The sequence below is a fragment of the Microcoleus sp. B3-D7 genome (assembly GCF_036705305.1).
GTDB lineage: Bacteria > Cyanobacteriota > Cyanobacteriia > Cyanobacteriales > Microcoleaceae > Microcoleus.
The window spans coordinates 1-16917 of the sequence record NZ_JAUBUE010000074.1; the positions used below are offsets into that span (position 1 = coordinate 1).

Below are 16917 nucleotides of genomic sequence, written 5' to 3' on the forward strand. Positions count from 1 at the left end.
CATCGTTTTTTTTACGGTTTTACTAGCTTTTTCATTTTAGCTATTTTTTCAGGGATTTGCAAAACTGAGATGCACCCAGTTCGATCGTACCTGTAATTTTACCGATCGCCCTGGATTCTTGTCAAAATTCTGTTGTGGGCGAGGCTGCGGGGGAAAAACGGGCGAGTTGCAAGGGATTTTTTTCGCTTAACTGCTGACGAATTTTGCGAAAATGCGATCGCCACAAATAAAGGAGTTATATAGCAATCCTAAATGACTCGTTTATTTTTACCCAACCCTCCCCGAACCCGCTGGGAGTCCGTAATAAATTCACAAATGATGCGAGTATTGCTATATAACTAAAGCATTAAGATTTCTTTCTCATTTTTCTGTTGGAAGGTCTTTTAGGCAGTCGCTTAATTTCACTTTCGCCTCCTGGAATTTCTACTTGTTTGAGATTTTCTTCTACTTCTTCTATAATTTCTAAATTAACAATTTCAACGTCGCCCCCGCTGATTTCTTCCTCTCCCTCCATCTCCTCCGAATTCTGTTGATTTGCGATTAAATGCACGGCTAACCCAGAAGCTTGAACCGAAACTTCTTCGATTTTTTCATGAATTTCAACTTCTCCAATCCGATACTCAATTTCCCCCGCTGGTAAATCTTCCTCGGTAGCAGGAAAGTTATCAAGTTCTTGACTAATTTCAGTTTCTCTGATTTCTTTGTCTACTAGCTGCATTGATAACTGCTGCTTTTCCCTTGACAATTCCTCAACCTTACTTCCAAGCATTCTAATCTGTTCGTTGAGAACGCGAATTTCTCGGTTTTGCTGCTGAATCATTTCTTCGGCATCAGCAAGAGTTCGATTTCTCTCTAATATCACCTCATTTTTAGTTTCTAATTCCAAAGCGCTCATAGCCGCTTTAATTACGTTATAAAAATGCGGTTTAGATACATCAACTTGTTTAGCATTATGGCGACTTTTCCCCAAAAGTCCTATCTTTTCACCTTGCTTAACAGCCAAAACAAAACCTTGATGATTTTTTATTTTTAATTCTTTGACAAAATCTACTTGAACTAAACTGCAAATATATTTGTGACAGTCAAAATAAAATTCTGCTTTCATCAAAAAGCACCCCTTCCTGCTACAGTCCCGCAGAATTATAGCATAAACAACGTTAAAACTCGAACAATATTTATAAAAATAGGGTGGCCGCGGAGGGCTGTACCATAATTTATAAAGGTATGCGATGTCAAGAGTTGTTCAGGACTTATGCGAAAAATCGTTTGACGCGCTACTTATAGCAGTAATGGGCGCATTTCGCCCATACAAAATTAGGTTTTGTGGGCATGAATTTAAATATTTTGGCTTAGCAAAATTCGCCAACTGCGACATATTTGATAAAATAATTAATTGCTTTATTTGCTGACATAAGCAATTTCCCATCCGTAACGATAATAAGCTGTTTCTAAATCAACCCTTTCAGTTTTAACATAAGGCTCTAATTCAAACAGGCTTAATTGAATTGGTTCATCTGTTTTTGGGTTTTTGTTAAATTTGCTCAAAAGTCTTGCTTCTAAATGTTGGTGTGATTCTAAATTGCCATCTGACAGAACGTGATTAATTTGTAAATTAAATACTTTAAGTTTGTGGCACACTAAAATAGTCCGATGACACGTAATCGGGTCTTTTTCCGCACACATTAAACTGATTTTATAATTGGCTGCGCCTTTGAGCAAGCGCTGCGTTCCTGCGGAAAATAGAGGAGTTCCTGCTATGCGATCGTATAAAGCTTTACCGCTAGAATCGTAACAGCTTAAATCTTCTGGTCTCGCGCCCAACTCTTTGCCTAAAAAAACATATTGAATGCCGACACTTGACAAAGAAGCTTTAATTTCGGATTTATTAAAATGAGGTAAATAGCAGCTAAAAGGATGCGATCGCACGTCCGCAACCGCCGTAATTCCGTGTTGTTCCAGCAGCAAAACAAACGCTTCAATACTCAGATTGGAGTGTCCGATCGTAAATAATTCCATTGCTTCGATCTTACTATGCACTCTTTGCCTTGCGGATGAAAGTTTGTGTAGCCCAATTTTTGCAATTGGTAGACTTCAAGCTGTAGGTTTCTTTAGCAACTTTTGAATTAAAAGTTGCACAGCCAGCAGCATCAAACCCAAAGATGCAAAAGCAAAAACACCCGCGCCCAAAGCCACAATCCCCATGACTAAAGTTCGCACAGCCGCGCCAATATTAATCGCAGTCACATTGTCAGAATGAATGGGCGAATTTGCAAAAGTTTGGACGATCGACAAAGTTAGCGCGTACAAAGCCGCCGCAAAGCCACCCGCGATCAGCGAACCCATCACGCACCGCAAAATCGTCGGCGGCGTGGAAGATGCAGAGGTTGCATCTCCAGCCGAACTCAGAGGTTTAGAAGTAGAATTTGGATTAGTTAAATCAGTCATGGCGATTTTAGATTTTAGATTTTAGATTTTAGATTTCTGGTTAATTCACCAAAACTAAAATCGGTCTTGCATGACATATTATCAGTTCTTCGATCTCAATAGACTCTGCGAAAAGTTAGATTCATCTTGACCGTCGCCTGTTACACAGGTTTAACGGGCGATGGCGATCGCACCCTCTTCGAGTTACACCCTAGAAATCGGCGGTTTCGTCTCGTTTCCCTCCGAAAAAATCTGAATTCCAGTATTGCTAAACTGTGCTACCCAAAAATCCAAATCTGGAGAAGCGATCGCAATTTTAACCCGTTCCATAACTTGCTGAGCCTGCTCTGAAGACTCCGCCAGCGCAAACACCGTCGGCCCGGAACCCGACATCATCGTTCCCAAAGCCCCCGCCGACTCAAAAGCCTGCCGCAACTGCAACACCTGCGGGTACATGGGCAAAGCAACTTTTTCTAAATCGTTGTGCAGCAATTGACCAATTTTCGATCGATCTTTTTGGGCGATCGCCCCCACCATCGGGCCCGAATGCAACCGTTGCCGACGGCACTCCAAATCTTCCGCTGCACAATAGGAACTACTGAACTGCTGGCGATAAGTTTGATACGCCCATGCGGTAGAAATACTGAGGTTACGGTACTTGGCCAACACCACATAAAAGCCCCCCAAATCAGGCAGCGGCGACAGTTTATCTCCGCGACCAGTTGCCAAAGCCGTACCTCCTGCAATGCAAAAAGGCACATCCGAACCCAAAGTTCCCCCCAATTCTTGCAACTCCGACTGAGTAAGTCCCAATTGCCACAGCAAATCCATCCCGACTAAAACCGCAGCCGCATTTGCCGAACCGCCGGCAAGCCCCGCCGCCACTGGAATCTGCTTGTGAATAGCAATCTCGACTCCGCCGTATTTCGCCAAGGCATCGGGGAATTGCTTTGCCAACAAATCCGCCGCCCGGTAGGCCAAATTATTCTTATCAGGAGGGACTTGCGGGTGATCGCAGCGCACGCGAATCGTGTCCGTACCGATCGGGCGCAAGTCAATTCGATCGGCTAAATCTATGCTTTGAAGTACCATCGCCAGTTCGTGATATCCGTTGGGGCGATCGCCTATGATTTCCAGATACAGATTGATTTTTGCTGAAGCTAGCAGAGAATATGAACGCATAGGTGATTAAGCCGCAGGTGAAATAAACCCCTGGTTGAAATTAATTGACACCAGTCCCCGTCCATTTTCTCACAACTCAAAGGAAAAATTATGCAGGAAATGTGGAAAACTTTTTTTAGTTCCGGGTCATTTATTCCTCACGGCCACTGCTATCTCTGGCATACCCCGTTAGTCTGGCTTCACGTTGCCTCAGATTCTATAATTGCACTGGCGTATTTTTCCATCCCGATTACATTGGTTTATTTTATTTCCAAACGCGAAGATTTGCCCTTTGATTGGATCTTTGCCCTGTTTGGAGCCTTTATCGTCGCCTGTGGCATCACTCACATATTTGAACTCTGGACACTTTGGTATCCTACCTATTGGCTTTCAGGAACAATGAAAGCAATTACTGCCTTTATTTCATTTGCTACAGCCATACTTTTGGTAGACTTAATTCCTCAAGCCCTAGCACTTCCCAGCCCCGCACAGTTAGAATCCGCCAACCGACTCCTAGGAGCTGAAATTGTCGAGCGCCAATTAGCCGAAGTTGCACTACAAAAAGCTAAAGAAGAATTAGAAATTCGAGTTGAGGAACGCACCGCAGAGTTACAGTCTCAAACTCAACATTTAGAATTTGCCAACAGACTCCTAGCAGCGGAAATTGTCGAGCGCCAATTAGCAGAAGCTGCACTACAAAGAGCTAAAGAAGAATTAGAAATTCGAGTTGAGGAACGCACCGCAGAGTTACAGTCTCAAACTCAACAACTAGAACAAGCCTTGTCTGAATTGAAGCAGGCTCAATCCAACCTAATTCACAGCGAAAAAATGTCGTCTTTGGGGCAATTGGTCGCTGGGGTTGCTCATGAAATCAACAATCCGATTAACTTTATTTACGGCAATATTACTCACACCCGCCAGTATGCCAATAGTTTGCTAGAACTGGTGAATCTCTATCAAGAGCAGTATCCGACTCCCCTACCCATAGTTCAAGAAAAAATCGAGTCTATAGATTTAGACTTTATCATCTCTGACCTGCCAAAAATATTAACTTCGATGAAAAACGGCGCCGAGCGAATTTTTGGTATTGTCAAGTCGCTGCGAATTTTTTCTCGCCATGACGAAGCAGAAATGAAAGTAGCCGACATTCATGAAGGAATGGACAGCACACTGATGATTTTGCAAAGCCGATTGAATGCTAAGCCCGGTTTGGCGAATATTCAAGTTATCAAAGAATATGGCAATTTACCCCGAATAGAGTGCTACCCCGGACAGCTAAATCAAGTGTTTATGAATATCTTGGCTAATGCTATTGATGCTTTAGAAGATGACAGCCACAGCGAGTCGATTGCAGTCAATGAAGCTAATTGCCACCTCATCAAAATTTCTACTAAACTTTTAGACAGTGAAGTGGTAGAAATCCGAATTAGCAACAACGGGCCAGAAATAACCGAATCGGTGAGGAACCAGTTATTTAATCCATTTTTTACCACTAAACCAGTAGGTAAAGGCACGGGATTGGGTTTATCAATTGGCTATCAAATTATCACAGTAAGACATAAAGGCGAATTGCAGTGTATTTCTGCACCGGGCAAAGGTGCGGAATTTATTATTAAAATTCCGATTAGCCTGCAATAATAAACCTTTAAGAATCCCCATAAAACCTAAATTCAACTGTTAGTAGTCACTGCGAAAACTCCTAATTAAAAAAAATACCCAGGTATCCGAATTATTTAAGAATTCTGGTATCTAACACAATCCTGAACCTCAAACATCGCCCATAATATTATTACTCAAACTGACCCATTGAGCCACGCTTAAATCTTCAGCGCGAGATTGAGGATTGATCTGTAACTCTTCTAACAATTGAACGAGTTTATCTAAATCCACAGCCCCTTTCAAATTATTTCGCAGCATCTTGCGCTTGCTACCAAATCCCAACTTCACTAAATTCTCCAAATAGCGCGGATTAACCGCCGCAGTTTCTATCTGTCTGGGAAGCAGCCGCACCACGGCGGAATCGACTTTGGGTGGCGGAAAAAAGTCTTTAGAGGGCACATCGCAAATTAACTCGCATTCTGCTAAATACTGCACGCGCACTGACAGCGCGCCAAAAGCTGTCGAACCCGGTTTAGCGTAAAGCCTTTGGGCCACTTCTTTCTGCACTAACAGCACGATGGAATCGAAGGGTTTAGCAGCAGGAACAGATATCGTTCCCAGCAGTTTTTGCAGAATCGGGCCGGTGATATTATAGGGAATGTTGGCAACAACTTTATTGGGATTTTGGAATTTGGGAAAGGCTGTTAGTTCAGCCTCTAAGTCCATTTCCAAAAAGTCGCCTTGTAACAGTAAAAAATTGTCAGTTTTGCCGAGTTGTTTGGCTAGCTTGAGACACAAATCTCGATCGATCTCCACAGCAACAACAGACTCAGCCGCAGGCAGCAAACGCCGAGTCAAAATCCCCGTACCCGGCCCAATTTCCAGGACGCGATCGCGATCCAAAGAAGCCGCTTTCACAATCTTATCTAAGGCTTTCTCGCTTTTGAGCCAATGTTGAGCAAACTGTTTTCGGGGTCTGGTCGATCGCATTTTTTGAATTTTTGGAGAAATCTTAGCCTGTCATTCTATCACAGCTCAATATATCTTCCCAACCTACGGTGATGTTTATTTTTGTTAACAGGGGTTGAATTAACCAAAAAACTTGGGCACTATAATAAGGACAAACAATAAAAAATAAATTTATTTCTTCCCAATTACCAACAGCACAACACGTAAGTCACGGAGACACGGATAGCTGTTTTTCCAAATAACCAATAACAAATAACCAACAACCAATTACCAACAACCAATTACCACTTCCCCAAAAATGAAATTCCAACGAGTATTTGGTACATTACCCAAAACCACAGCCAGCGCCCCCGGCAGAGTAAACCTGCTGGGCGAACACACAGACTACAACGATGGATTTGTACTTCCCACTGCGATTCCCCAGCGCACCACAGTACAAATCGGCTTCAGCAGCGACGATCGACACCATTTTTATTCAGCAGAATATGACGAACTCATAAATTATTCAGACGACGATACCATACCCCAAAAATTCGTCAGTTATATCTGTGGCTGCCTGAGACTTTTAGAAAAAGAAGGATACAAAATACCGCCAATAAATCTCTACATTACCTCGACTGTACCGATCGGAGCCGGTTTGTCCAGTAGCGCCGCTTTAGAAATAGCAACCCTCAGAGGACTGCGCGCGCTGCTGAACCTCCCCATAGACGACGTGCGGCTAGCTCAAATCGGACAGCAAGTCGAAATCCGGTATGCCGGCTTGAACTGTGGCATCATGGATCAAATGGCGTCGAGTTTAGCAGACACCAACACCATGCTATTGATCGACACCCGCAGCCTCGAATGCCGCCCGATACCTTTTCCCACAAACACAGAAATTTTAATAATTGACAGTGGCGAAAGCCATGAACTGGCAGCAGGAAGCGGCTACAACCAGCGACGCGCCGAGTGCGAGGAATCCGCGCGGATATTGGGAGTTAAAGCTCTTAGGGATATCGCCGACCCCCAAGCTGTCGAAGTATTGCCGGAACCCCTCAGAAGGCGAGCGCGGCACGTGGTTACTGAAAACAACCGCGTACTCGAAGCGGTAAAATCTTTGCCAGCAAAACGTTTTGGGGAGTTAATGAATGCTTCCCATGCCAGTCAGCGCGACGACTACGAAGTTTCGGTGCCGGCAGTAGACACGCTGGCGGCAATCTTGCAGTCAATCCCCGGAGTCTTCGGCGCAAGGCTGACGGGCGGCGGTTTTGGCGGTGCTTGCGTAGCCTTGGTGGAGAGTGGGAAAGCGGGTGCGATCGCATCAGAGGCGATCGATCGCTACCAGCGCGCGGGTTATAGCGGCCGCGTTTTGGTTCCCGAAATTAAAGTTACTTCTTAACTCCAGAACTATCTCCCGGTAGGGAAGGCCACCGCACAGTCACGATTACCGACTCCTCCTCGGCAGACCAATAATGAGGCACTCCCGGCTGCCAGAGAGCATAATCTCCCTCGCGAGACAGCAAGATTTCTTCCTCTGGAAATTGCAGGCGAAACCGCCCTTTTACCAGGATAGAAAGCGTTGTTGCTTCCGCATTTACCGCCCACTGAGTCCTACAATCTCCGGCGGGGTGAGTGCCCCATTTTACCTCTAAAACAGAAGTCGAGCGCGGGTCATTGCCCGGCGTCATAAAGTGACCCGCAAACCAACCGCCCCGACTTGCACCTTCAGCGCCCGCATTTCCGAAAACCACTTGAGATGACATCAGCTAATCAGGTAAACAACAAATATGGTTAAATCTGACATCTTGCACCATTTTCAATAAGCTTTTTATGGGCGGGCAGGATGCCCACCCCACAATAAATTCACTCTTTGTGGAACAGGCATCTTGCCTGTTCTGAGAATGGTGCAAGATGTTAGTTAAATCTGACATCTTGCACCATTTTCAATAAGCTTTTGATGGGCGGGCATCCTGCCCGCCCCACAATAATAAATTAATTCTTTGTGGAACAGGCATCTTGCCTGTTCTGAGAATAGTGCAAGATGTTAGTTAGATCCGGAGACACCATCTAACTTATTACTTGCGGCCCGAAGGTTGACCTTCCGTAGTCGCTATTTCCCCAGCTTCCATCAACTGCTTAAAGCGACGTAAATCATTTGCAATTTGCTGTTCGGGAGCTTCGCCAAATAGTTTAGCAGCGCCAGCACCAATTGCACCGCCCGGAGGGTTGTATTCGATGACAACTTTTACCTCTGTACCCCGTCCCGCTGATGCCGGTTGAAAGCGCACAAAACCAGAATTGTCAACATCCGCTCCTTCAACAGACGCCCAAGCAATTAAGCGATTTTCTTCTTCGCGGACAATCTCTGCATCCCATTCCACACTATTGCCCATCGGTGCGCTGGCAATCCAGTGAGAACGTTTGTCATCGATGACAGTAACGTGTTTGAGATGCTTCATAAACCGAGGCAAATTTTCAAAATTGCGCCATAAACGGTACAATTCATCAGCCGGTTTGTTGATCGTCACTGTCTTTTCAACTTTAATGCTTTGATTCGGATCGGCAGCCGACTGCAAACCCTCCACAACCCCCAGACCGCGCGCCGCTAAACCGCCGCCCGCAACCGCCAGCAAAGCACCTCGCAAAGAACGCTGCGACAAACCAAAAAGCACCAGCGCGCCGCCGCCAATTAAAGATGCCCAGCGTTCGGTATCGCCGCTGCTACTTTGGTTTTGTTTGTCGGAATTTGTCATTGAAGTAGATTCCATTGGTTTAAACCTGGTAAATTAATAGCGAAAAATAGCAGCTAAAGGCGCCTCGTCCGGAACTTTTTCCGGCGGCATCGCGTAAACAATTCCGCCGTTGAGAATAGTTTGAATTGCTGCCGCATTCAACAAATCTTCGTCGCCCAATTCTGCCTCGGGGTGGATTTGCACCGAGTTCGTCTCGGGATTAAAACTACCCCACTGCTGAACGCCAAGAGCAACAAAAAGTCGCTCGACCCGTCCAAAATAAGCAGCCGAAACAGCTTCTTTCAAATCAGCAGAAATTTTATCGCTTCCTGTCAGATCGTGGTATTGTGCGATCGCCTCTGACTGAGCCTGCAAAAACAAAGGTTCCACCAGCGGCAAAGCTTGGGCCCGCAACTCTTCCGGCTTGAGAAGTTTCGGATTGCCTGTAATTCCTTCTTCAACTAAATGCGCGTAGGTATTTGCTTCTCGGTAAAGCGGGAACAAATACTCAACTCCAGCTAACACTAAAGGAGCTTTTTTATTGTGCAAATATTCGTGCAGCGCCCCATCGATTATGTGGAAATACTGCAATATTTCGTGCTGGCGCTCATCTTGATCAGGACTTCCTTGACCGTGAAAACTTCCCGGCTGCTGAAAAGAATTATTAGTGCCTCCTTTTGAAGTAGCAATCCGAAACTGACCATCTTTAGCTGTCGGGTCATATTGCAGAGCGTCATCAAGGCTTTTCGGCAAGTTTTCAACTTCAACTTCCCGAGCACTGTAAGCCGTACACTCAATCAGCCTTACTTCCTTCTGACTGAGAGCTAAAACATAAAATAAATTATTTCCTGTCAGCATAGGCATCAGCGGTTTGACGTGAAAATTGTCGCTCACAACCACTAATTCATCAAAATTCACCGGACAGGTATAGTAGCGGAAAAATCCCGAACCGACAAAAATCGCCAGCAGGTTGCTTTGATTTTCCCAAAAGTTTTCCTGGTCAATTTCTGCTCTGACTGGCTCTAGCAATTGGGCAGCTTCTTTTTTGTCAAATCCGTACTCTACAATTTTGTCTTCAGCCTCTCTGATTAAATTTTTGAACCGAATCGGATTTTGTTGAATTTCTGTTCCTTGAGCGACTGGCATATAAATAGAGACGCACAATCCAGGAGATTGTTGTACCAGCGCTTTGAGTTCCTCTACAGATATTAAGTTCACCGCTGAAACTCCTTTTCTAATAAAGGGTGGTGTAATGAAAACAACCGATTTTTTAAAATGTATCTCCCCTAGCGCGGCTCCTGCGTCTGCCTAAAGTAATGATCGCCTGCTGTAGAGCCTTTCATCCCCGAACTAAAACGGGGTTTGCAGCCGCTGTTCCAATCGAACTGCTTATCACCTAAGATAGACGGCGCTAACTCGGCCGCTACTTTACCATAATTTAGTTTAGTCGGGTTCAACTACTCGTTATATCTGATGAAAACAAAAATGTTCCTGGGGTTGCTGTGGGCAACATTTATTGCCTACACCTTGCTGCTAGCTCCTCTCGACAGGCCCGGAACGCTAACAGTTATGGAAAAAATGCTCAAATTCCAGCTAGAAGGAATTAACCCCTACCTTGTAACGGTATTCGCTCTCATGGGAGTGTGGCCGATGGTCTACGCTTGCCTCCTATTCATTGATGAGAAAACCCAAAATATATCCGCTTGGCCTGCTTTCATCGCTTCCAACGGCGCCGGCATCATCGGCTTAATTCCCTACTTACTCCTGCGCCAGCCTCAGCAAGAATTTTCCGGCCGCAAAGATATGTCGATCAAAATATCAGACTCCCGCTGGACAGGGATTGTACTTTTACTAACTACTATCTGGCTGTTAGCTTGGGCTTGGTTAAATGGAGATTGGGGAGATTATGTCAGGCAGTGGCAATCAATTCCTTTTGTGCATTTAATAACTTGGGATTGTTGCTTGATGGCTGTAATATTTCCCTCACTTCTGGGAGACGACATGGCACGCCGCGGACTCGCGGACGATCGCATTTTTTGGGCAGTGTCTCTAGTTCCGCTGTTAGGGCCGCTAGTTTATCTTTGTCTGCGCCCCCCTCTGCCAGAATCTGCAACAGAAATCGCCACTTTCCCACTGACAGCCAGAAATTGAAACATTGAAAAATTTGGTAGTGTTCAAGATGTAATGAATATTCAAGCCGCAACGGGATTAACAAACGCTCAAAAAGCGACATGGAAAGCGTTAGGGGCGATCGCGTAGTCTGGGTGTACCGTGGAGAAAGATTTTAATTGTCCTGAAAATCTCGATCGCCACTTATGAGGTGACTCTATGGAGCCAAATGATACATCGGCGCGCTACGACCGAATTGCCCAATGGTGGCAAACTGAGCATCAAGATTCAACCTACGGGATTGCCCAATTAGAACGGGCGATCAAATTTACTTCTAAGCAGCACGCAGCACTTGATGTCGGGTGTGGAAGCAGCGGACGTTTTATTAACAGTTTATCCAAGCATGGATTTCAGCCTGAAGGACTTGATATTTCTAGGCCAATGATCGATTTAGCCCAGCGGCTACATCCAGAAATCACGTTTTACCGGGAAGACATTTGTGATTGGCTGCCGCCGAAACTTTACAGCCTGATTGCAGCGTGGGATAGCACGTTTCATCTGCCAATCAACAGCCAAGCGCCTGTGATACAAAAGCTATGCGATGCGCTTGAACCTAATGGAGTGATCCTGTTCACTTGTGGCGGGGGACATACAAGCAGCGAGGTTTCGGGAGCATTTCAAGGTCAAGATTTTGATTACAGCACTTTGGGTGTAGATACTTTTCTGCAAATTCTGGTTGAGCATCATTGCACCTGCCGCCATCTCGAATATGACCAGTATCCTGAAAATCATGTTTATATCATTGCCCAAAAGACCTAATCTATCATTCGCACGATTAAGTTGTGGGATGTCGCAACTGGTCGCTGTAACCGGACGCTGATGGGCGATCGGCTGTATGAAGGCATAAATATTCAAGGGGCAACGGGATTGACGAATGCTCAAAAAGCGACATTGAAAGCGTTAGGGGCGTTGGTGTAACGTGTGTCGAGATTAGGGCGATCGCGTTAACTCAGCGCTTAACTTGCGGATCTTGAGCGGTGAAATTTGGTAAGATTTTGCAAACTGAGTTCATGCCGCAACAGGTTACGCCATAAGCCATTTAGAGGAAATAGACGTTTCGCTTTTAATAAAAAGCACATTATTAAGTTTTACAACTTAAGGCTTTGTGATTTTTGACTCCCTTCTGCAATTCTTCATTCACCCATAACCCAAATAGGAGAAATACCTGATGTCTACATTCAAATACAACCGTCTAGACAAGAATAATGCTGCGGTTTTGCTGGTCGATCATCAAACTGGACTGTTCTCACTTGTGCGTGATATTGGTGCCGCTGACTTCAAAAATAATGTGCTGGCGCTGGCAAGTGCAGCCAAATTTTTCAACCTGCCTACAATTTTGACAACTAGCTTTGAGCAAGGCCCCAATGGAGTCCTCATCCCTGAACTGAAGGAGAAGTTTCCAGATGCTCCCTTTATTCCGCGTCCCGGACAAATCAACGCTTGGGACAACGAGGACTTTGTTAAAGCAGTAGAAGCAACAGGTAAAAAGCAATTGATTATTGCCGGAATTGTCACTGATGTATGTGTTACTTTTTGTGCGCTTTCGGCATTAGAGGCAGGTTATGAAGTTTTTGTTGTTACGGATGCCTCTGGAACCTTCGATGAAGCCTGTCGCTATGCAGCTTGGGATCGAATGTCTCGTGCGGGAGTTCAGTTGGTCAATTGGTTTAGCGTTGTGTGTGAATTGCACCGTGACTGGCGCAACGATATTGAAGGATTGGGTAGTCTCTTAGCAGAGTTTATTCCTGACTATAAAAACCTGATGACCAGCTATGCAGCAACGGCTAAGGCTGGATCTCCCAGTAAGTAGTGAGAAAGCGCGTAGTTTATCTAGCTCCTGTGTAACTGAGTTAATATTGTCATCGCTAGGTTATGAATTTAACGTGGAATTTAGCGGTGACAACTACTTCGTTGTAAGCCACGTAGAGGGTATTTTTAATAGCTCTTCTCAATGATTGTAAGTTTTTTTATAGTCATTTCATCTCATGCCAAACCTTCTCGATCGCATTCGTTAATCTCCCTTCTGTTTCAAGACGTGCTGCCGAAAATTGCCGAGAAATTAGGTGTCTCTAGGGTTGTTGTTCTCAATAAAACTTTTCTCTCAGTTAATTCTCTAAATTCTATGTTGGAAGAACCGTTGGCGAGCAATATTAGTGAAGAAAACTATCTAGTCACCACTGTGATCTCTCATGTAGTGAAACCGGGGCGCGAGGAAGGTTACGAAGCCTGGTTTCATGGCATCGCCGCAGATGCACGAAAATTCAAGGGACATCTGGGTGTCAGCACTATTCGACCCCAGCATCACGCTCATCCTGAGTATGTGGTCATTCTCAAGTTCGATTGCTACGACAATCTTAAGAGCTGGCTAGAATCTGATGTTCGGCGAGAGTGGATTGAGCGATTGCAGCCCTTGATTGAAAGGCCAGAAAATATTCAAACCCTGACCGGATTGGAAACCTGGTTTACGCTGCCCAATAAATCGATGAAGGCTCCACCCCCTCGCTACAAAATGGCGTTAGTTACATGGTTGGGAGTGTTTTGTACGATTTCTATTCTCAATCGTTTGCTGGTACCGCTACTATCAGGGCTTCCTGCCTTGCTCACATCTCTGATGATCACAGGTCTGACTGTTATCCTGCTCACCTATCTGATCATGCCGCGCTTAACACAATTATTTCGCAAATGGTTGTATCCCATTCCATAAAGTAAACAAACAAAACCCGCTAGATGCGGGCTTCATTTTAAGAATTGCAATTTAACTCACTACTAGGACTTAGGCCTAAACCGGGTTTTTTAGCACAATAGTGCATTTGAGACTTTAATACTGGTGAAAAACCAGGTTTCTGTGGTATTTCTGAGTAACTCCTAACTACATCACAACTGCACTAATCAAAGTTTGCACATTTTGTACAAGAGCAGTAGTAAAGTTATGAGTCACAGGCAAACTGTCAACTACTATTCCGGCGCACAAGAGCATCAGGTACAGAATAGAGTATTTGAAGAGCGATCGCGCAACAATCTTATCCTCTGGAGTCTGCAACAGCAACCAAGCTTTTTGGGCAAAAATAGCACCGAGGAAAATAGCTGTTCCCGCATACACCGCGCCCGCTAAATGCAGGGGATAAACTAGCAGCAAAGTTGCAGGAATCATCAATAGCGTGTAAATCCAAATTTGGCGGGCTGTCTCTTCATCGCCCTCAATTACCGGCAACATCGGGACGCCTACTTCCTTGTATTCATCGCGAATCATCATTGCTAATGCCCAAAAATGCGGCGGTGTCCACAGGAATATAATCCCAAACAGCAGCCACGCACCCCAACTCAAATCTCCCGTCACCGCAGCCCACCCAACTAGCGGGGGAATCGCCCCTGCAGCACCGCCGATGACGATGTTTTGCACGCTGTGGCGCTTCAGCCAGTGGGTGTAAATTAGGACGTAGAAAACGATGCCTGACATTGCTAGCAATGCGGCTAATAAGTTGGCAACAACTGTGAGCAATGTAAAGGATATTGTAGCTAGGGCGATCGCAAATATCAAAGCATCCCGCTTCTTGACACGCCCGGAAGGAATCGGCCGCCACCGGGTGCGCTCCATAATATAATCGATGTCACTGTCGTAGACACAATTAATCGTATTCGCCGACGCAGAAGCTAAAGCGCCTCCGGTAATAGTTGATACCAGCAATAGCGGGTCTACTTCTCCTTTGGCCGCCATCCACATTCCTGCTGAGGTCGTGATTAGCAGCAGTAAAATAATTCTGGGTTTGGTTAGTTGATAGTAACTTTTCACGACTTGCGAAAAGTTTTCGTGGAGGCGGGGGCTGTCGTTGGTAAGGATTTCTTGCATCGGTTGTAAGCTGTTAGTAATTATTTGCGAATTCGTCATTAGTCATTAGGTTGGAGTGGCGGGTTTTAGGATAAATATCTGCTGTAGGTACAAGGATTAATAAACCCGCCGCCTCTTACTTTAGTCTTATCTCTCAAGCTGATAAAACTCGATCGCGCCAAGCTAAAACACTAAAAGCTATCAGCGTTCCCAGCAAAGCAGCACCGACTGCTTGGTGGGCGACTGTCAGCGGTTCTACCTGAAGGTGCAGCCGGAAAGTTGCTAATCCCAGAACTAATTGAGCAATTAGGCAAACACTCGCCCAATTAGCCAGTTTTCGCAATTTTGGACTCAGTGCAGGCTGCCGCCAAGCCATGACTGCTACGGCTAAAGTCGCTGCTGTAGCTGGTACGATACCGGCGATGTGGCTGTTCATTACCGAGCACAATTCTGAGGAGTCCAAACATTGGTGCAGTGCCCATCTAGAGCCTACTAATGCTCCTAGCAAACTTTGCAGGTAAACTAACAATGCTGCGATCGAACTTACCCAAGCTAATTTGCCGACATTTCCTGTAGCTTCGTAGGGAGTCAGCATGAAACCGATGACTAGCAGGGCGCCAAAAAATAGTAAAGCTGTTCCCAAGTGAGCAGTAACGATGTCAAATCTCAGCAGTTGTGTTACTGTCAAGCCGCCCAATACGCCCTGAAAAACGATTAAAAATAGTGCTCCGGCGCTCGCCCAAGGCAGCCATTTTGGCAGGCGGCTGCGGTAAAACAAAGATAGTCCTAAAAGTGCGATCGCGCTTAAGCCAATTGCCGCAGCGTCCAATCGGTGAAACCATTCCAGAAATACTTGCAAATTCATTTGCGCGGCAGGTATTAATTGACCGTAGCACAGGGGCCAGTCGGGGCAAGCGAGCCCCGCATTCATGACTCGTGTGGCGCTGCCTACAGCCATTAACAGCCAGGTTGCGATCGCAATTTTCCACACTAGGCCGCGGATAATATCTTTTGGCTGCCACTGCACTCCTGCTGCTGCGTTTGGCTGATTTAAAACTGAGTTTGCCATGGAATTTACCTTAGCCTTTGTTATCGATCGAACTTAATTAAATATCGAGGTTTTGCTTTGACTGAGCTTAGCCTAGCTTAACACTCTTTTTCTCTGACCAACCGTCATTTTTACTACCTTAGCGACACTTTTATCCAATTAGTTTGTCTTTATAATTTTTTCAACTTTCTTCTTTATATTACAAAAGATGTCCTTTATTTTGTCAAACTTAAAAAAACTTTAATCTTTCCCCGCCCCTGGATAATTAAAAACTCCCCCGCTGTCGAGACTCTCCGGGAAAATAAAGATATAATTAAGAAAAAGAATTTAGGTGATGATTGTGATAAGAGGGACTCAAAAATGTTTACAAAAAGCTAAACAACATAAAAAAACCTATAAAGTAGGATTCGCAGCAAACTATATTGAGCTGATTGTTCTACCCTAGTAGTGAAGTATGACTGCAGATAAAACGGCAGTCAACAAGTTAAGCAAGTTATAACCCAGCGACTCTTTACTCCAGGCTTCGTAGCCGCGAGCAAGCTGTTCAAGGATGGAAAAAAACAAGAGAAATGCCAGCTTCCCTGTTGGCCCTAGTTGGCTGCATAGCGATCGCATTCCACCGATCGCAGACTTAGGAGACGCGGTGCCTGAAACAGCACCAGAAATCACACCAGAAATGGCTCTCACCCCCAGCAGCGCCAAATACGGTAAAGGAGCCAAACCCTCAGAGACGGGACAATCTGCAGGTATCACAGTCAACCTCAGTGGGATCTAAGCTGCTACACAGCTAGATTCTATAATATCCAGATCAAATAAATTAACAACTGCTAAAATATAGGTAGATGTCAGCCCACAATCATCTATCTCAAGTATGAGAATTAGCATAATTGCTACATAAATTATTAAATCAAAGAGAACTTGTTATTAAATGCTTTATACCAATTTTATGTGAAGTTGCATATAATAGAGAGATAGCTTTTATGGTGCGTTTATGAGTCGTAGTTTAAAAA

Annotated in this window: 17 protein-coding genes; 7 read left to right on the plus strand and 10 right to left on the minus strand. The window is 45.0% G+C overall.

What is annotated here, in order from left to right; all coding sequences use genetic code 11:
• Positions 1 to 346: 346 nt before the first annotated feature.
• From QUB25_RS27950 to ispE, 4 genes are all read right to left on the minus strand, one after another.
• Complete coding sequence (locus QUB25_RS27950; protein WP_333188498.1) at positions 347 to 1105, minus strand: hypothetical protein; 759 nt, start codon at positions 1103 to 1105, stop codon at positions 347 to 349.
• Positions 1106 to 1398: 293 nt separating this feature from the next.
• Positions 1399 to 2016, minus strand: a complete 618-nt coding sequence (locus QUB25_RS27955) for a DUF488 domain-containing protein (RefSeq protein ID WP_333188500.1) — start codon at positions 2014 to 2016, stop codon at positions 1399 to 1401.
• Between the two features lie 75 nt (positions 2017 to 2091).
• Positions 2092 to 2445 carry a DUF3082 domain-containing protein gene (locus QUB25_RS27960; protein WP_333188503.1) on the minus strand — a complete coding sequence of 118 codons (354 nt, stop codon included), beginning with the start codon at positions 2443 to 2445 and terminating at the stop codon, positions 2092 to 2094.
• Positions 2446 to 2628: 183 nt separating this feature from the next.
• Complete coding sequence (ispE, locus tag QUB25_RS27965) at positions 2629 to 3606, minus strand: 4-(cytidine 5'-diphospho)-2-C-methyl-D-erythritol kinase (RefSeq protein ID WP_333188505.1); 978 nt, start codon at positions 3604 to 3606, stop codon at positions 2629 to 2631.
• Between the two features lie 90 nt (positions 3607 to 3696).
• Here ispE and QUB25_RS27970 point away from each other — a divergent pair, with 90 nt between their 5' ends.
• Entirely contained in the window at positions 3697 to 5223 is a 1527-nt protein-coding gene (locus QUB25_RS27970) for an ATP-binding protein (protein WP_333188508.1), read from the plus strand.
• 129 nt (positions 5224 to 5352) lie between these two features.
• Here QUB25_RS27970 and rsmA read toward each other — a convergent pair whose 3' ends face one another.
• Positions 5353 to 6174, minus strand: coding sequence for a 16S rRNA (adenine(1518)-N(6)/adenine(1519)-N(6))-dimethyltransferase RsmA (rsmA, locus tag QUB25_RS27975; RefSeq protein ID WP_333188511.1), 822 nt, complete (start codon positions 6172 to 6174; stop codon positions 5353 to 5355).
• A 277-nt stretch (positions 6175 to 6451) separates the two neighbouring features.
• On the opposite strand from rsmA, the gene galK reads away from it, so the two are divergent.
• A complete protein-coding gene (galK, locus tag QUB25_RS27980) occupies positions 6452 to 7531 on the plus strand; it encodes a galactokinase (RefSeq protein WP_333039274.1) in 1080 nt (359 codons plus the stop codon).
• Here galK and QUB25_RS27985 read toward each other — a convergent pair.
• From QUB25_RS27985 to QUB25_RS27995, 3 genes are all read right to left on the minus strand, one after another.
• Positions 7521 to 7895 carry a signal peptidase I gene (locus QUB25_RS27985; RefSeq protein WP_333188514.1) on the minus strand — a complete coding sequence of 125 codons (375 nt, stop codon included), beginning with the start codon at positions 7893 to 7895 and terminating at the stop codon, positions 7521 to 7523. The two genes, galK and QUB25_RS27985, sit on opposite strands and share 11 nt — an antisense overlap.
• 312 nt (positions 7896 to 8207) lie before the next feature.
• Positions 8208 to 8900, minus strand: a complete 693-nt coding sequence (locus tag QUB25_RS27990) for an SRPBCC family protein (protein ID WP_333188516.1) — start codon at positions 8898 to 8900, stop codon at positions 8208 to 8210.
• Positions 8901 to 8918: 18 nt separating this feature from the next.
• Positions 8919 to 10082, minus strand: coding sequence for a baeRF3 domain-containing protein (locus QUB25_RS27995; protein WP_333188519.1), 1164 nt, complete (start codon positions 10080 to 10082; stop codon positions 8919 to 8921).
• Between the two features lie 255 nt (positions 10083 to 10337).
• On the opposite strand from QUB25_RS27995, the gene QUB25_RS28000 reads away from it, so the two are divergent.
• From QUB25_RS28000 to QUB25_RS28015, 4 genes are all read left to right on the plus strand, one after another.
• On the plus strand, positions 10338 to 11015 hold the full coding sequence (locus QUB25_RS28000) for a DUF2834 domain-containing protein (protein ID WP_333060022.1): 678 nt from the start codon (positions 10338 to 10340) through the stop codon (positions 11013 to 11015).
• 177 nt (positions 11016 to 11192) lie between these two features.
• Positions 11193 to 11792, plus strand: a complete 600-nt coding sequence (locus tag QUB25_RS28005) for a class I SAM-dependent methyltransferase (RefSeq protein ID WP_333188522.1) — start codon at positions 11193 to 11195, stop codon at positions 11790 to 11792.
• Between the two features lie 409 nt (positions 11793 to 12201).
• A complete protein-coding gene (gene ycaC, locus QUB25_RS28010) occupies positions 12202 to 12843 on the plus strand; it encodes an isochorismate family cysteine hydrolase YcaC (RefSeq protein WP_190733447.1) in 642 nt (213 codons plus the stop codon).
• A gap of 141 nt (positions 12844 to 12984) precedes the next feature.
• Entirely contained in the window at positions 12985 to 13737 is a 753-nt protein-coding gene (locus QUB25_RS28015; protein ID WP_333188526.1) for an antibiotic biosynthesis monooxygenase, read from the plus strand.
• 165 nt (positions 13738 to 13902) lie between these two features.
• On the opposite strand, the gene QUB25_RS28020 is transcribed toward QUB25_RS28015, so the two are convergent.
• Together QUB25_RS28020 and QUB25_RS28025 are read right to left on the minus strand one after the other, a co-directional pair.
• Complete coding sequence (locus tag QUB25_RS28020) at positions 13903 to 14880, minus strand: heme o synthase (protein ID WP_333041877.1); 978 nt, start codon at positions 14878 to 14880, stop codon at positions 13903 to 13905.
• Between the two features lie 133 nt (positions 14881 to 15013).
• A complete protein-coding gene (locus QUB25_RS28025) occupies positions 15014 to 15928 on the minus strand; it encodes a heme A synthase (protein ID WP_333188527.1) in 915 nt (304 codons plus the stop codon).
• 529 nt (positions 15929 to 16457) lie between these two features.
• Between QUB25_RS28025 and QUB25_RS28030 the strand changes: the two genes are divergently transcribed.
• Entirely contained in the window at positions 16458 to 16682 is a 225-nt protein-coding gene (locus QUB25_RS28030) for a hypothetical protein (RefSeq protein WP_333188530.1), read from the plus strand.
• Positions 16683 to 16917: the final 235 nt, after the last annotated feature.

Excerpts from the sequence above, each read along its gene's own strand:
- QUB25_RS27985 (WP_333188514.1), bottom strand. The coding sequence starts at position 7,895 with ATGTCATCTCAAGTGGTTTTCGGAAATGCGGGCGCTGAAGGTGCAAGT.
- QUB25_RS28015 (WP_333188526.1), top strand. The coding sequence starts at position 12,985 with ATGATTGTAAGTTTTTTTATAGTCATTTCATCTCATGCCAAACCTTCT.
- QUB25_RS27970 (WP_333188508.1), top strand. The coding sequence starts at position 3,697 with ATGCAGGAAATGTGGAAAACTTTTTTTAGTTCCGGGTCATTTATTCCT.
- QUB25_RS28020 (WP_333041877.1), bottom strand. The coding sequence starts at position 14,880 with ATGCAAGAAATCCTTACCAACGACAGCCCCCGCCTCCACGAAAACTTT.
- QUB25_RS27955 (WP_333188500.1), bottom strand. The coding sequence starts at position 2,016 with ATGGAATTATTTACGATCGGACACTCCAATCTGAGTATTGAAGCGTTT.
- QUB25_RS28005 (WP_333188522.1), top strand. The coding sequence starts at position 11,193 with ATGGAGCCAAATGATACATCGGCGCGCTACGACCGAATTGCCCAATGG.
- QUB25_RS27960 (WP_333188503.1), bottom strand. The coding sequence starts at position 2,445 with ATGACTGATTTAACTAATCCAAATTCTACTTCTAAACCTCTGAGTTCG.
- QUB25_RS28025 (WP_333188527.1), bottom strand. The coding sequence starts at position 15,928 with ATGGCAAACTCAGTTTTAAATCAGCCAAACGCAGCAGCAGGAGTGCAG.
- galK (WP_333039274.1), top strand. The coding sequence starts at position 6,452 with ATGAAATTCCAACGAGTATTTGGTACATTACCCAAAACCACAGCCAGC.
- ispE (WP_333188505.1), bottom strand. The coding sequence starts at position 3,606 with ATGCGTTCATATTCTCTGCTAGCTTCAGCAAAAATCAATCTGTATCTG.
- QUB25_RS27950 (WP_333188498.1), bottom strand. The coding sequence starts at position 1,105 with ATGAAAGCAGAATTTTATTTTGACTGTCACAAATATATTTGCAGTTTA.
- QUB25_RS28030 (WP_333188530.1), top strand. The coding sequence starts at position 16,458 with ATGGAAAAAAACAAGAGAAATGCCAGCTTCCCTGTTGGCCCTAGTTGG.
- rsmA (WP_333188511.1), bottom strand. The coding sequence starts at position 6,174 with ATGCGATCGACCAGACCCCGAAAACAGTTTGCTCAACATTGGCTCAAA.
- QUB25_RS28000 (WP_333060022.1), top strand. The coding sequence starts at position 10,338 with ATGAAAACAAAAATGTTCCTGGGGTTGCTGTGGGCAACATTTATTGCC.
- ycaC (WP_190733447.1), top strand. The coding sequence starts at position 12,202 with ATGTCTACATTCAAATACAACCGTCTAGACAAGAATAATGCTGCGGTT.
- QUB25_RS27990 (WP_333188516.1), bottom strand. The coding sequence starts at position 8,900 with ATGGAATCTACTTCAATGACAAATTCCGACAAACAAAACCAAAGTAGC.